We start from the raw sequence: 15,040 nt of genomic DNA, 5'->3' as shown, positions 1-15,040 counted from the left end.
ATGTCCGCAACTGCTCCCAGCGTCCATGTCATCGTGCTGAACTGGCGCACCGCCGGGATGTCCCTGCAGGCCGCCGAGACCGCCCTGCAGGAACTGCAGGGCATCGACGGCGGACTGACCATCGTCGACAACAATTCCGGCGACGGCTCGTTCGAGCGCATGCAGGCCGAGGCGCAGGCGCGCGGCTGGCTGGAATCGGGGCGGGTCGCGGTGGTGCAGTCGGGCTGGAACGGCGGCTTTGGCGCCGGCAACAACCATGGCATCCGCCAGGGCCTGCCGGACGGGCGCCGCGCCGATTTCGTCTATCTGCTGAACTCGGATGCGCTGCCGCAGCCGGGCGCGATCCGGGCGCTGCTCGCGCATCTGCGCGCCCATCCCGAGGCCGGCATCGCCTGTTCGCGCCTGCGCGGCACCGATGACGTGCCCCATACCACCGCCTTCCGCTTTCCCAGCGCCGCAGCCGAATTCGAGGACGCCAGCCGCACCGGCCCGATCACCCGGCTGCTGCGCAACCGCATGGTCACCCTGCCGCAGCCTGCGACATCGTGCCGCGTCGACTGGTCTGCGGGCGCCTCCATGATGATCCGCATGGAGGTGCTGGACCGGATCGGTCTCTTCGATGAGGGCTTCTTTCTCTACTACGAGGAAACCGACCTCTGCCGCCGGGCGGCCGAGGCGGGCTGGCAGACCCATTACGTCGTCGAAAGCCTGGTGCTGCATATCGGATCGGTCAGCACCGGCATGAAGGAATGGAAGCGCGCGCCGGACTACTGGTACGATTCACGCCGGCGCTACTACGAAAAGCATCATGGGCGGCTGGGCGCGCTTTGGGCCACTGCCGCACATCTGGGGGGCGCGGGCATATTCAACCTGCGCTGCCTGTTGTCGGGGCGCAAGCCGGACCAGCCCAGCGGGCATCTGGCACATCTGACGCGCCACGCACTTCGTTCAGGACCAAAGCCTGTGCATGTTGAAAAGGGTAAGCCATGACGCAATTTTCCGCGATTCTGGTTGGTAACGAATCACTTCTGCGCCACGCAGCCGAAACGCTGCTGGCGCGCGGGCACCGCATCATCGCGGTGGTGACGCGCAATCCCGAGCTGCGCGACTGGGCCGCGGGCGCGGGCCTTGCGGTCGAGGACCAGGACGCGCCGCTTTCGGCCACCGCGCCTGCCGCCGACTGGCTGCTGAGCGTGTCGAACCTGTCGATTCTTTCGCCCGAGATGCTGGCCCGCGGCCGGCTGGGCGCGATCAATTTCCATGACGGACCGCTGCCGAAACTGGCCGGGCTGAATGCGCCGGTCTGGGCGATCATCGGCCGTGAGCCGCGGCACGGCATCACCTGGCACCTGATCGAGGGCGGCGTGGACAAGGGTGACATCCTTGCGCAGCGCCTGTTCGACATCGACCCCGAGGATACCGCCCTGACGCTGAACGCGCGCTGCTTTGCCCGCGGCGCGGAAAGCTTTGCCGATGTCGTGGCGCAGCTCGAAGGGGCGGGGCCGCAGCGCACCCCCCAGGACCTGAGCCAGCGCAGCTATGTCGGCCGCGACAAGCGCCCCGAGGCCGCCGCGATGCTGGATTTCGCCCAGCCGGCGGAAAGCATCGGCGCGCTGGTGCGGGCGCTTGACCATGGCGGCTACTGGAACCCGCTGGCCATGCCCAAGCTGCGGCTCGGGGATCGCGTGCTGCTGGTCTCGGGCTTTGACGGCATCGAGCCAAGCCTTGCCGCGCCGGGCACGGTGCTGTCCCAAGACGGCGACACAGCGCTGATCGCGGCTGCGGACGGGGCAGTCAGGCTGCAGTTCGCCGGCGAAAAGCCCGCGGTGGGCGAGGTGATCGCGCCGCTGACCGTCGATGAGCGCGACCGGCTGACCGCGATCGCCGCGCAGGCCGCGAAACACGATGGCTGGTGGCGGGCGCGGCTGGCACGGATGAGCCCGGCAGTGCTGCCCGGCGCGGCCTCGGGGCACAGCCAGCGCGTGCAGCTGCTGCCCGGCGCCGGGCCCGAGCGCATTGCCCTGGCGGCGGCGCTGCTGGCGCGGCTGGCGGGCCAGAACAGCGTCGATCTGGCGCTGCGGACGGCGGATCTGCCCGAGGCGGCGGGAATCGCCGCCGGCTGGCAGCCGCTGGCGGTCGATGCCCAGCCCGGCGACACGCTGGCAGAACTGGCCGAGGCGCTTTCGGCGCGCATCGCCGAACAGGCCCGGCACGGCGGCTTCCTGCTGGACCTGCTGCAGCGCGCCCCCGAATTGCGCGACGTGGCGGTGCCGGAACTGGCGATCAGCCTCGATGGTCGCGGCCCTGTCGCCGGCGCGGCGCTGAGCGTGGTGCTGGACGGTGGCGGCGCCTGCTGGCTGGACCATGATCCGGCGCGCATCTCGGCGGTGCAGGCGCAGCGGTTGGCGCGGGTGCTGGATGCGGGGCTGGCGCTGCCGGCCACCACGGCGCTGCGCGACATCCCGCTGATGGACGCGGCCGAGCGCGAGGATCTGCTGGTCGGGCGCAACGCCACCCAGGCCGAGGTGCGCCTGGCCTGCATCCACGAGTTGATCGCCGAGATGGCCTCGGCCGATCCCGACGCCGTGGCCCTGAGTTTCGAGGACCGCAGCCTGACCCGCGGTCAGCTGGACCGCGCCGCCTCGGCGCTGGCGGCGAAACTGGCGCAGCTGGGCGTCGGGCCGGACCAGCCGGTGGGGCTGTTTGCCAAGCGCTCGCCGGAACTGGTGATCGGCGCGCTGGCGATCTGGAAGGCCGGCGGCGCCTATGTGCCGCTGGACCCCGACTATCCCGCCGACCGCATCGCGCTTTACCTCGAGGACAGCGCCGCGCGGGTGGTGCTGGTGCAGGAGGGTCTTGCCGAACGGCTGCCGGCGCATCAGGCGCAGATGCTGGCCATCCCCTCGGAACTGCCGCATGGCATGGTGGCCGAGCCGGTCAGCCATGTCGGGCCCGAAGATCTGGCCTATCTGATCTATACCTCGGGTTCGACCGGCCGGCCTAAGGGCGTCATGGTCGAACATCGCAACGTGGCGAACTTTCTGGCCGGCATGGATGCGGTCGTGCCGCATCAGCCCGGCGACGCCTGGCTGGCGGTTACCAGCCTGTCCTTCGACATCTCGGTGCTCGAGATCTTCTGGTCGCTGGCGCGCGGCCTGCGCCTGGTGATCGCCGGCGAGGAATCGCGCCTCGCGGTGTCCTCGGGCCCGGTGCCGGTCGGTGCGGCGCGCCGCGACGTGCAGGGCGGCATGGATTTCAGCCTGTTCTACTGGGGCAATGACGACGGGCCGGGGCCGAAGAAATACCAGCTGCTGCTGGACGGCGCGCGCTTTGCCGATCAGAACGGCTTTCTGGCCATCTATACGCCCGAGCGCCATTTCCACGCCTTTGGCGGACCCTATCCGAACCCCTCGGTATCCGGCGCGGCGATTGCGGCGGTGACCAAGAACCTTTCGGTGCGCGCCGGCAGCGTCGTGCTGCCGCTGCATCACCCGGCGCGCGTCGCCGAGGAATGGGCGATGATCGACAACCTGACCTCGGGTCGGGTGGGCCTGGCCATCGCCTCGGGCTGGCAGCCGGACGATTTCGTGCTGCGCCCCGAGAACGCCCCGCCGAGAAACAAGGCGGCGCTGGCCGAAGGCATCGACCAGCTGCGCCGGCTGTGGCGCGGCGAGAAGGTCGATTTCCCGCGCGCCGGCGGCGGCACATTCGGCGTGGTGACGCAGCCGCGCCCGGTGCAGAAGGAACTGCCGCTGTGGATGACCATCGCCGGCAACCCCGAGACCTGGATCGAGGCCGGGCGCCTGGGCATGAACGTGCTGACCCACCTGCTGGGCCAGAGCATCGACACCGTGGCCGCGCGCATCAAGGATTATCATGCGGCGCTGCGCTCGGTCGGGCATGATCCGGCAAGGTTCACCGTCACGCTGATGCTGCACACCTGCCTTGCCGAAGACCGCGAGACCGCGCGCGAGATCGCGCGCCAGCCGATGAAGAACTACCTGGCCAGCGCCACCGCGCTGGTCAAGCAATGCGCCTGGGATTTCCCGGCCTTCCGCCGGCCACCGGGCATGACCAGCCCCATGGCCATCGACCTCGGCTCGCTTTCCGCCGATGAGGTGGACGGCATCCTGGAATTCGCCTTCCTGCGCTATTTCGACGAATCCGGCCTGTTCGGATCGCTTGAGGATGGCATCGCCCGCGTCGAGGAGCTGAAGAAGATCGGGGTGACCGAGGTGGCCTGCCTGGTCGATTACGGCATCGCCCCGGAACAGGTCGTGGCCGGTTTCCCGCTGCTGGCGCAGCTGCGCGCCGCGGTGAACCCGCATTCCGAGGCGCCGGAAGAAGGCGATTTCTCGATCGCGGCGCAGATCCGGCGCTGGGGGGTGACACATCTGCAATGCACGCCCAGCATGGCGCGCATCCTGGTCTCGGACCCGCAGGTGGCGGCGGCCATGACCGGGCTGAAATGCCTGATGGTCGGCGGCGAGGCGCTGCCGCCCTCGCTGCTGGCCGAGATCCGCGCGGTGACCCGGGCGCGGGTGCTGAACATGTATGGCCCGACCGAGACCACGATCTGGTCGACCGTCGCCGACCTGACCTCGGCCAGCGAGGTGACGCTGGGCCGGCCGATCGCCAATACCCAGGTCTATGTCCTCGACGACGAGGGCTTGCCGGTGCCCGCCGGATCGCAGGGGGAGTTGTGGATCGGCGGCCATGGCGTCGCCCGCGGCTACTGGCAGCGCGAGGACCTGACCGCGGCGGCCTTCCGCCCCGATCCCTTCGTGCCCGCCGACCGGGCGGCACCCTGGGGGGCGCGCATGTATCGCACCGGCGATCTGGTGCGCTGGCGCGACGACGGCGGGCTGGATTACATCGGCCGCACCGACCACCAGATCAAGCTGCGCGGCTTCCGCATCGAACTGGGCGAGGTCGAGGCGGCGCTTGCGGCCCGGCCCGGTGTGCGCGAGGCGGTGGCGCTGGTGCGCGAGGATGTGCCCGGTGACAAGCGCCTGGTCGCCTATGTCACCGGCAGTTCCGACCTGTGCGAAAAGGGGCTGCGCGAACATCTGATCGCGCATCTGCCCGGCCATATGGTGCCCGGCCGCATCATCCGGCTCGAGAAGATGCCGCTGACGCCCAACCGCAAGATCGACCGCAAGCACCTGCCGGTTCCCGGCGCGGTGATCGCGCCGATCGGCGGGGTGGCGTCGGTGCCGGCCGTTGAGGCCGCCCCCGCCGCCCCGGTCGCTGCGCCGACCGAGGACCTGGCGACCGCGGTGCGCGCGCTGTGGATGGAGGTGCTGGGTGTCGAGCAGGTCGGTTCGCGCGACAACTTCTTTGCCCTGGGCGGGCATTCGCTGCTGGCGATCCAGTTGCACCGCACCATGCGCGAACGCCTGGCGCTGCCGCGGCTGGGGGTGACGGACATCTTCCGCTTCCCGGTCATGGCCGACTTCATGAAGCATGTGGCCAGCCTGGCGCCGGCCAGCAGCCCGGCGGTCAGCGCCGCCTCGGCTGCGGCGCCGGCCGCGGCCGCGGTGGATGCCTCACCGGTCTCTGGCGACGATGCCGCGGCCCGGCGGCGGGCGCTGCGCGCGCAGCTGCGCGGCTCGGCGTGATCCGGGCCGAGGCGCTGCGCCAGTTGGCGCGGCGCCTGCTGCCCGCGGGCTATGGCCTTGCGGTGCTGGATCTGGGCAGCGACCCGGCGCCGCTGCTGCCAGCGGAGGAGGAGGCGATCGCGCGCGCCGTCCCCAGACGGCGGCGCGAATTTGCCTTGGGGCGCATGGCGCTGCGCGCGGCGATCGCCGAGGCCGGGCACGAACTGCCGGCCACGCGCGCCATCGCCGCCCGGCACGATCGCCAGCCCGACCTGCCGGCCGGGATTCGCGCCAGCCTGTCCCATAGCGGCGATTTCTGCATCGCGATCGCCGCGCCGCGTGGCGGGGCCAGCGTCGGCGTCGATCTGGAGCCCTGCGACCGGCCGCTGCCCGAGGGGCTGGCCGAGACCATCATGCCCTTTCGCTTACAGACGGCCGCTGCGCCGCTACTGGCCTTCTGCGCCAAGGAGGCGATGTTCAAGGCGCAATTCCCGCTGACCGGGCGCATGCTGGATTTCCGCGAGGTTCCCTGCGTCATCCACCCCGACCGCTTTCGCGCCTGCATGGGCAGCCGGCTGATCGGCGGGCGCTGGGGCCGGGCCGCGGGCTGCTGGCTGGCGATCAGCCTGTGGCGCGGCTGAGCCAAGGCATGCGTCGCATCGCGCGCGGACGCTTGGCGCCTCTGGAACCCGGGGCGCGCGATGACCAAGTTCAGGGCAACGCAGGCACAAGAAGGGACATCATGCGCCAGATCCTCGGCATCCACAGCGCCCCGCCCGGACATTGGGTCGGCGACGGCTTTCCGGTCCGCTCGCTGTTCTCACACGCCAGCCATGGCGAACAGCTGAGCCCGTTCCTGCTGCTTGACCATGCCGGGCCGGCGCATTTCGACCCGGCCGGGCAGCCGCGCGGCGTCGGCACGCATCCGCATCGCGGCTTTGAAACCGTGACCATCGTCTATGCCGGCGAGGTCGAGCACCGCGATTCCACCGGCGCCGGCGGGGTGATCGGGCCCGGCGACGTGCAATGGATGACCGCCGCCAGCGGCATCCTGCACAATGAATTCCATTCGCAGGCCTTCACCCGCAGCGGCGGCACGCTTGAGATGGTGCAGCTCTGGGTGAACCTGCCGGCCAAAGACAAGAACGCCCGCCCCGGCTATCAGAACCTGACCGCCGAGCGTATCCCCGCGCTTGACATCGCCGGGGGTTCCGGGCGGCTGCGCGTCATCGCCGGCGAATATGGCGGGCATCGCGGTCCAGCGCGCACATTCACCCCCATCGAGGTCTGGGACCTGCGCCTTGATGCCGGGGCCGAGACCTCGCTGACCCTGCCCGAAGGGCATACGGTGGCGGTGGTGGCGCTGCAGGGCCGGCTGCGGCTGAACGGCACGGCCGGCGTCGGTCAGGCCGAATTCGCGCTGCTCGCGCGCGAGGGCGGCGCCTTTACCCTGGCGGCCGAGGCGGAAAGCCGGGTTCTGGTCCTTGCCGGTGCCCCGATCTTGGAACCGGTGGTCATGCAGGGGCCCTTTGCCATGAACAGCATGGCCGAGATCCGCGATGCGCTGCGCGATTTCCACAGCGGCCGCTTTGGCAAGATCCCGGGTTGAGCGCGGCCTAGCCCGCCAGCGTCCGGCGCAGCGCCGCAAGATGGTGGGCGGGGTCGGTCAGCGGCCGGTATTCCAGCCCGACGGCGGTGAATCCCGCCGCGCGGATGCGGGCGATGATGTCGATGCCCGGCTCGTTGCGGCCGGGCAGAGCGGCCGCCTGCACATGGCCGATCAGCCCGCGATGGCCGACAAGCGCCGCGGCGGCGGCCTTTTCGCCCAGTTCGCTGGCGGCGTGATACCAGTCGAACATCACCCGCAGCCGCGGCCCCAGCCGCTCGGCCAGTTCGCAGGCATGCTCGAGCCGCGACAGGTGATAGCCGGGGATGGCCTGGGCGCAGATCGGCTCGATCAGCAGCAGCCGGTCGGTGGCGGCCAGCGCGCGGCGCAGGTTGGCAAGAAAGGTCGCCTCATCCGTGGCGCCGCGGCCGGCGAGGACATGGATGGCGCGCGCGCCCACCGCCTGCGCCGCCGCCTCGGCCGCGGCGAGATCGGCTGCGAAGGCGGCCTCATGTCCGGGCAGGGCGGCAAGCCCGACAGTCTCGCCCATGCGCATGTTCAGCGAGCCCACCGCCAGCCCGAGCCGCGCCAGCCGGTCGGCGATGGCCGGCGGATCGTGGCGTTGCAGCTCGTCGTGGAACTCGACCCCGTCGAAGCCGGCCGCGGCGGCGGCGTCGAGGCGTTCGGGAAAGGCCAGATCGGTGAACAGGAAGCCGGTATTGGCCAGAAACCTCATGCTTTGCCCCCGCGGTTCAGGCGTCGGAAAACTGCCATTCGCCCTCGCCCAGGGCGGGGGCGGCGCGTTCCAGCACCAGCGGACTGCGCGACAGCCGTAGCGGGCTGCGCAGCCCGGCGATGCCCTCGGGCGCGATCCGCAGCCCGCGCGCGGCGATCTGCGGATCGGCCAGGGCCTCGGCCAGATCGTTGACCGGACCGGCGGGCACGCCCGCGGCGCCAAGCGCGGCGATCAGCGCGGCGCGGTCGAACCGCGCCGTCGCCGCCGAGAGCAGCGGCACCAGCCGCGCCCGGTTGGCCACCCGCGCCGGATTGGTCGCGTAATCGGCATCGGCCGCCACATCCGGCAGATCCAGCACCAAGGCCAGCGCCGCGAACTGGCGGTCATTGCCGCAGGCGATGATCAGATGCCCGTCAAGGGCCGGAAACAGCTGATAGGGCACGATATTGGGATGGGCATTGCCCAGCCGGTGCGGCACCGTGCCGCCCAGCAGGTAATTCGTCGCCTGATTGGCCAGCACCGCCACGCCGCAATCCAGCAGCGACAGGTCCAGATGCTGCCCGCGACCCGAGCGCGCGCGTTCGGCCAGCGCTGCCTGCACGGCGATCACCCCGTAAAGCCCGGTAAAGATGTCGATCCAGGCGACGCCGACCTTCTGCGGCTCGCCCGCGGGATCGCCGGTCAGGTCCATGATGCCGGACATGCCCTGGATCAGGAAGTCATAGCCCGGCTGCGCCGCGCGCGGCCCGTCCTGGCCAAAGCCGGTGACCGAGGCATAGACCAGCCGCGGATTGCGCGCCGCAAGGCTGTCGTAATCGAGACCGAAGCGCCTGAGCCCGCCCAGCTTGAAGTTCTCGATCAGCACATCGGCGCTGTCGATCAGCGCCCGTAGCCGCTGCAGATCGCCCGCCTCGTTGAAATCGCAGACCAGCGAGCGCTTGCCGCGGTTGGCGGCGTGGAAATAGGCCGCCACCCGTTCCGTGCCGCCGTCGGCGCGCGCGCGCGTGATGAAGGGCGGGCCCCAGCGGCGGGTGTCGTCGCCCTCGGGCGCCTCGATCTTGATCACCTCGGCGCCAAGGTCGGCCAGGGTCTGGCCGATCCAGGGACCGGCGAGGATGCGGGCCAGTTCGACGACACGCAGCCCCTTCAGCGCCGGCTCGGCCATCAGCCGAAGGCCTGCAGCCCGGTCTGCGCCCGGCCGAGGATCAGCGCATGCACGTCATGCGTGCCCTCATAGGTGTTCACCGTTTCCAGGTTCTGGGCGTGGCGCATGACGTGATAGCCGATCTGGATGCCGTTGCCGCCATGCATGTCGCGGGCCATGCGCGCGATCTCAAGCGCCTTGCCGCAGTTGTTGCGCTTGACCAGGCTGATCATCTCGGGGGCAAAGCGGCCCTCGTCGAACAGCCGGCCGACGCGCAGGCTGGCCTGCAGGCCCAGGGCGATCTCGGTTTGCATGTCGGCCAGCTTTTTCTGGTAAAGCTGCGTCGCGGCCAGGGGTCGGCGGAACTGCTGGCGGTCCAGCCCGTATTGGCGGGCGCGGTGCCAGCAATCCTCGGCGGCGCCCATCGCGCCCCAGGAAATGCCGTAGCGCGCGCGGTTGAGGCAGCCGAAGGGCCCGCCCATGCCCTCGGCTCCGGGCAGCAGCGCCTCCTCGCCGACCTCGACATTCCTCATCACGATCTCGCCGGTGACCGAGGCGCGCAGGGACAGCTTGCCCTCGATCCGGGGCGCGGCAAGCCCCTTCATGCCACGCTCCAGCACAAAGCCGCGCACCTTGCTGCCATGCGCCTCGGATTTGGCCCAGACCACGAAGACATCGGCGATGGGCGCGTTGGTGATCCATGTCTTGGCGCCGTCCAGCACATAGCCGCCACTGGTGCGGCGCGCGGTGGTGCGCATGCCGGCGGGGTCGGATCCGGCCTCGGGCTCGGTCAGGCCAAAGCAGCCGATCAGCGCGCCGCTGGCCAGGCCCGGCAGATATTTGCGCTTCTGTGCCTCGCTGCCATAGGCCTCGATCGGGAACATCACCAGCGAGCTTTGCACCGAGGCCATCGAGCGATAGCCGCTGTCGACGCGCTCGATCTCGCGCGCGACAAGGCCATAGGCGACATAGGAGGCGCCGGCGCCGCCGAAATCCTCGGCCACGGTGACGCCCAGAAGGCCGGCTGCGCCCATTTCGCGAAAGATCTCGGGGTCGGTGTGCTCGCCCAGATAGGCGGCCTCGACGCGCGGCAGCAGCCTGTCGGCGGCAAAGCCCGCGGCGGCGTCGCGGATCATGCGTTCCTCTCCGGTCAGCTGATCCTCGAGCAGGAAGGGATCGGACCACAGAAACGCGCTGCCCTTGTGGGGAATCATGCTCACGTCATGCCTTTCGTGATGATGCGCCTTGCTGCATTCAGTCGCGCTTTCGCCGCAAGTTCAACTTGAAACGCGCAGACCGAGGGGTGCGACAATGCGCGCATCGACAGGATGGACGATTCCTGTTAGGGTCCGCGAATTCCAAAAATATGGGAGGAGTCCATGTCCTCGCGCGCTCACCTGCCGCTGGTCTATTCCTGCTCGGGCTGCTCAAGCGCAGCGCAGATGGCGAATTATCTTGCCGTCAAGCTTGACCGCCGCGGCCTGGCCGAGATGTCCTGCATCGCCGGGGTCGGCGGCGACGTGCCGAAACTGGTGCGCGTCGCCCAATCGGGCCGCCCGATCATCGCCATCGACGGCTGCGCGCTGGCCTGTGTGCGCAACTGCCTGGCGCGTCACGGGGTCGTGGCCAGCGACTATCACCTGCTCTCGGACCATGGTGTGCGCAAGCGCTACAAGACCGATTTCGATCCCGCCGAGGCCGACCGGGTGCTGGACGCGATGTCCGCCGCCCTGACCGCCAGGGCCGAGGAACCCGTCGCCTGACCAGCGAAAGGCGCGCCGACGGCGCGGGCGCGCAGCCCGCCGCCCTCGCGCAGCAAGAACAGCGCCGCGAGGCCGCGCCGGGCCGCCAGCGCCGCACCCTCCGTTTCCCCCAGCACCGTCAGCGCCGTGGCCCAGGCATCGGCCTCGGCGCAGCTTGCGGCGAGGACGGTGACCGAGGCCGGCGGGGCCGGCAGCGGTGCGCCGCGGCGCGGGTCCATGCTGTGGGCGAGGCGCCGGCCCGAGACTTCGACCCAGTGCCGGTAATCGCCCGATGTCGCCACCGCGGCATCGTGCAATTCCAGCATGGCCTGCGCGGCGCGGCGGTGGCGTTCGGGGGATTCGACGGCGATGGCCCATGCCCGGCCGTCGGGGCGCAGGCCCATGGCGCGCATTTCGCCGTCGATGCCGACCAGGCCGGTCTCGATGCCATGCGCGGCCAGCACCCCGGCCAGCCGGTCGACACCATAGCCCTTGGCGATGCCGTTCAGATCCAGGGTCACCGGCGCCAATTTGCGCAGCCGCTGGTGCTGCGGCTCCAGTTCCAGCAGCTCATGCGCGGGGCGGCGCGGCCGGGCCAACGCCGCGCGGATGGCCTGTGGCCGGACGGGTCGGGGGCCAAAGCCCCATGCGGCGGTGGCGTCGCCCATGCCGATGTCGAAGGCCCCGCCCGAATCGCGACCGATGCGCAGCCCCAGCCGCAGCACCGCCATCAGCTGTGCCGGCACCGGCTGCCAGACCCCGACCGGCGCCGCGTTCAGCCGCATCAGATCGCTTGCGGGTTTCCAGACGGACATCTGCCGGTCCACCTCATCGACCGCGGCCTGCAGCCCGGCCTGCAGCCGCGCCGGGTCGAACCCTGGCGTGACATGGCACAGCGCCGACCAGCGCGTGCCCATGGTGGCGCCGTGCAGGGCCAGGCGGCGCGGATCAGAACAGGTCTTCGACATAGCGTCCCTCGGCTTTCAGCAGCGCGGGCGTCAGCCCGCTGGGGGCCAGGATCTCGGCCAGCGCCTCCGAGACGCCTTGCGCCATCTGGCGGCCACCGCAGACCATGACGCGGGCGCCGCCGCGGATCAGGCCCGCAACCTCGACCGCCTCGCGGCGCAGCGCGTCCTGGACATATTGCGGCTGCTCGCCACGCGAACAGGCGGTCACCAGTCGCCGCAACCGGCTTTCGCCCTGCCAGGTCGCCAGTTCCCGGTCATAGAGGAAGTCGCTGTCGCCGCGGCGCATGCCGAAGAACAGGTGAATCGGACGCTGCTGCCGGTTGTCGCGCACGAATCCCGCCAGCGGCCCGACGCCGCAGCCGGCGCCGATCAGGATCAGCGGCTGCCGACCGCGATCGGCGTGAAAGCCCGGATTGCGGCGCAGGAAGGCCCGCACCGTCTGGCCCGGGCGCAGCGCGATCAGCTGGCCCGAGCACAGCCCGCCGGGATGATGCTTGACCACGATCTCGACAAAGCCGTGGCGTCGGCCCGAGGCCAGCGAATAGAAACGCGGCATCGCCGCGCCCTCGGGCAGGATGCCCAGCAGGTCGCCCGGCTGGAAGCGCCCGAAGCCGCGCCCGCACAGGCGTCGCCACAGCGGCTCTCGCGGCAGGGCAAAGCGCAGGATGGCCGAGGGCGCCGCCACCTCGGCTCCGTAATCGCGGCGCGACAGCAGGCGCAGCGCCTGCACCGCCGGCAGTACCGGCTGGTGCACCAGGTCAAGCGCGAGGCCCATTTCCTTGCCCAGCGCGCGGCCCCAGCGGGCAAAGTCCTGCGGCGACTGGCGGTCCACGCTGTCGAAGGCGATCATCTGCCGCCAGCCGGCGGCCTCGGCGCGCCGCGCCACCTGCCTGGCAAAGCGGCAATAGGCGGGAAAGCTGCGGTCGCCAAAGCCCAGCACCGCGAGGCGCGCCGCGGGCGGGGATTTCATCGCCGCCAGCCGCTCCAGAAACCCCCGAGCCGAGGCGGGCGCAGCGCCGTCGCCATAGGTCGCGGCCAGCAGCACGACCTGCGCCGCGCGGGTGTGGCGGGCCGGGTCAAAGCCCGACATCGGCGCCACATGCACCGCCTGGCCGGCGCGGGTCAGCGCCGCATGCAGCGTGGCGGCAAAGCCCCAGGTGCTGCCGCCCTCGCTGCCGACCAGCAGCACGGTATCGGCGCGGGCGGCGGGGACATTGCCGCGGATGCGCGGCCGGGCGCGGCGGGCGCCCCACCACATGACGACGCCCGTCCCGGCCATCGCCGGCACGCCCAGCGACATCAGACCCAGCACCAGCCCCAGAAGCGCCGCGCCGCGGCCGGTGTGCAGCACGAAGACCAGGCGGCTGGCGCGCTCCCATGCCGTGGCATCGACCCAGGCCAGCAACTGGCCGGTTCCCTGGTCCAGATAGCCGCTGCCCAGGTCGGTCTTCAGCGTGAAGACATCGCTTGCGTCCTGCGGCGCGGGAAAGGACAGTTCGCGCAGCGCCGCCACCGGGGTCTCGGCCAGCACCGCCATCCCGGCCAGGGGATAGCCGGTCTGGCCGCTGACCGCGACGGGAAAAGCCGGGCCCTGCGCGGCATCGGGCAGCAGATCATGGCCCGACGCCACCATCCACAGCGCGGTCGCCGAGGACAGCACCAGCCCCGGCACGCTCAGGCGCGCGATCTCGACATGCAGGCGGCTGGCCAGCGTGCCGCGCATGGGCTGGAGCCAGCGCCGCCAGCCGCCCATGCGCCGCGTCACCAGCACCGCGCCCGAGAGCGACAGCACCAGCATCGCCGCGGCGCCGACGGCCATGGCGATGCGCCCCGACTCGCCCAGAAACAGCGAGCGGTGCAGTCGCGACAGCCAGCGCGCCACGGGGCTGCGGTCGGCCGGGGCGATGCCCTGGCCGGTGGCCGGGTCGATCACTGCCGCGGCGGGCGCGTCGCCCTCGAACCAATAGGCGGTGATCCTGCCCGAGGCCGAGGCGCGAATCTGCTCGACCCCGGGATGTTCGGTCTGCACGCGCGCGGCCAACTCGGCCAGGCTGAGCCCGGCGTCGGCCCCGGGCGTCGAGAGCGCGTCCAGCGCCGGAAACAGCGACAGCGCCGCGCCGCTGAGCGCCAGCACGCAGACAAGGACCAGGGCCAGCAGCCCCGGCCAGCGGTGGATGATGCGCATCATGGCGGCGGGACTCACATGCTGTAGGCCAGGCTTGCGACATAGCGGCGCCCGGCCACCGGACGGCCCGCGCCCGCCGTGGTCAGCCGCACGGCGACATCGTCGGGGCTGGCGCGCATCTCCTCGACCGCGGCATCGACATGCAGCACATAGCCGGCGTCGAACAGCGCATCCTGCAGATCGAGGGTGATTTCCAGCGTGCGTCCCGAACCGAGGCTGGCGCCGGTGATGCCGTCGATCTGCGCCGGGTCGCCGCCGGTGGCGCGATACCAGCCCGCAAGCGAATCGTAATATTTCGACTTGTCCCCGGCCATCCACAGGCTGCCGGCATAGGCACCCTGCGCATCGGTGACATAGATCGCCAGATAGGCGCCCTCGCCGCCGTAATCGGCAAGGGTGGTGGTCAGCGTCACCGGGCGCGCCGCGGCCATGCCGGGCAGGGTCAGGGCGGTGGTCATCGCCAGTGCGGCGACAAGGGTTTTCACGGGTTTCATGGCGGTATGTCCTCTGGATCGTGACCGGGATGCCCGATCTCATGCATCGTCGTCGTCGCGGGTTCTGCGGCTCATTGCTTTCGGGTTGCGCCGCCGTTCGGGCGGCGCGGCAGCGTCACTTCACGGTGACCGCCGGCGGCTGGCTGCCGCTGAACAACCCGTTGGCCGGCGGCGCGCCGGGCGCGGGGGCCGCGTCTGCGCCGTAGGCGGCCGGGCGGCGGCGCTGGAGGCCGTGATCGTCGTTGTCATCATTGTTGCCGCGGTCGCGGCCATGATCGTCGCGATGGTCGTCATCGGCGTCGCGGCGGCGCAGCTTCACCACCTCCAGCGTCGCGGGGTCGATCTTTGCCTTGAAGTCCTGGCCGTTCGCATCGGTGCCGCGGATCTGGTAGCAGCCATCGTGGATCCTGATCCGGCCCACGCGCCAGCCCCGGGACTGCGCCATCTGCTGCAGCGCCTCGCGCGACTGCCATTGCTGCATCGGCACGCGGCAGTCGTCATCGGCCAGCGTCGCCGTCGCCGGCAGCGACATCAGGAGCGCCAGGGTCATCAGCTTGCGGTTCAT

The 15,040-nt window shown here is 70.9% G+C and carries 12 protein-coding genes; 5 read left to right on the top strand and 7 right to left on the bottom strand.

Annotated features, from left to right (window positions below):
- The 4 genes from WMK75_RS08180 (at position 1) to WMK75_RS08165 (ending at position 7,209) form a co-directional block, all read left to right on the top strand.
- Positions 1–990 (top strand): glycosyltransferase family 2 protein, encoded by a 990-nt coding sequence (locus WMK75_RS08180; protein WP_347267182.1) that lies wholly within the window; start codon positions 1–3, stop codon positions 988–990.
- The gene (locus WMK75_RS08175; RefSeq protein ID WP_347267181.1) at positions 987–5,621 is read left to right on the top strand and encodes a MupA/Atu3671 family FMN-dependent luciferase-like monooxygenase; all 4,635 of its coding nucleotides are present in this window, start codon (positions 987–989) and stop codon (positions 5,619–5,621) included. Before WMK75_RS08180 ends, WMK75_RS08175 begins: the two co-directional genes overlap by 4 nt.
- Positions 5,618–6,241 (top strand): 4'-phosphopantetheinyl transferase superfamily protein, encoded by a 624-nt coding sequence (locus tag WMK75_RS08170; protein WP_347267180.1) that lies wholly within the window; start codon positions 5,618–5,620, stop codon positions 6,239–6,241. The genes WMK75_RS08175 and WMK75_RS08170 overlap by 4 nt, the downstream gene beginning before the upstream one ends.
- Before the next feature lie 101 nt (positions 6,242–6,342).
- Positions 6,343–7,209, top strand: a complete 867-nt coding sequence (locus WMK75_RS08165) for a pirin family protein (protein WP_347267179.1) — start codon at positions 6,343–6,345, stop codon at positions 7,207–7,209.
- A 7-nt stretch (positions 7,210–7,216) separates the two neighbouring features.
- Here WMK75_RS08165 and WMK75_RS08160 read toward each other — a convergent pair whose 3' ends face one another.
- From WMK75_RS08160 to WMK75_RS08150, 3 genes are read right to left on the bottom strand one after another with little or no spacing between them, the layout of a single operon-like run.
- Positions 7,217–7,942 (bottom strand): TIM barrel protein, encoded by a 726-nt coding sequence (locus WMK75_RS08160; protein ID WP_347267178.1) that lies wholly within the window; start codon positions 7,940–7,942, stop codon positions 7,217–7,219.
- A 16-nt stretch (positions 7,943–7,958) separates the two neighbouring features.
- Entirely contained in the window at positions 7,959–9,107 is a 1,149-nt protein-coding gene (locus WMK75_RS08155) for a CoA transferase (protein ID WP_347267177.1), read from the bottom strand.
- Positions 9,107–10,300, bottom strand: coding sequence for an acyl-CoA dehydrogenase (locus tag WMK75_RS08150; protein WP_347267200.1), 1,194 nt, complete (start codon positions 10,298–10,300; stop codon positions 9,107–9,109). The genes WMK75_RS08155 and WMK75_RS08150 overlap by 1 nt, the downstream gene beginning before the upstream one ends.
- Before the next feature lie 165 nt (positions 10,301–10,465).
- Between WMK75_RS08150 and WMK75_RS08145 the strand changes: the two genes are divergently transcribed.
- Positions 10,466–10,849 carry a putative zinc-binding protein gene (locus WMK75_RS08145; protein ID WP_347267176.1) on the top strand — a complete coding sequence of 128 codons (384 nt, stop codon included), beginning with the start codon at positions 10,466–10,468 and terminating at the stop codon, positions 10,847–10,849.
- On the opposite strand, the gene WMK75_RS08140 is transcribed toward WMK75_RS08145, so the two are convergent.
- From WMK75_RS08140 to WMK75_RS08125, 4 genes are all read right to left on the bottom strand, one after another.
- Positions 10,756–11,796, bottom strand: coding sequence for an FAD:protein FMN transferase (locus WMK75_RS08140; RefSeq protein ID WP_347267175.1), 1,041 nt, complete (start codon positions 11,794–11,796; stop codon positions 10,756–10,758). The genes WMK75_RS08145 and WMK75_RS08140 overlap by 94 nt on opposite strands.
- Positions 11,777–13,984 carry a PepSY domain-containing protein gene (locus tag WMK75_RS08135; RefSeq protein ID WP_347267174.1) on the bottom strand — a complete coding sequence of 736 codons (2,208 nt, stop codon included), beginning with the start codon at positions 13,982–13,984 and terminating at the stop codon, positions 11,777–11,779. Before WMK75_RS08135 ends, WMK75_RS08140 begins: the two co-directional genes overlap by 20 nt.
- 11 nt (positions 13,985–13,995) lie before the next feature.
- A complete protein-coding gene (locus WMK75_RS08130) occupies positions 13,996–14,466 on the bottom strand; it encodes a DUF2271 domain-containing protein (RefSeq protein ID WP_347267199.1) in 471 nt (156 codons plus the stop codon).
- Between the two features lie 124 nt (positions 14,467–14,590).
- Positions 14,591–15,040, bottom strand: a complete 450-nt coding sequence (locus WMK75_RS08125; protein WP_347267173.1) for a PepSY domain-containing protein — start codon at positions 15,038–15,040, stop codon at positions 14,591–14,593.

The organism is Paracoccus sp. (in: a-proteobacteria), assembly GCF_039808215.1.
Taxonomy (GTDB): domain Bacteria; phylum Pseudomonadota; class Alphaproteobacteria; order Rhodobacterales; family Rhodobacteraceae; genus Paracoccus.
Note: the sequence above shows the minus strand (reverse complement) of the source record. Positions and strands in the feature narration are given on the sequence as shown.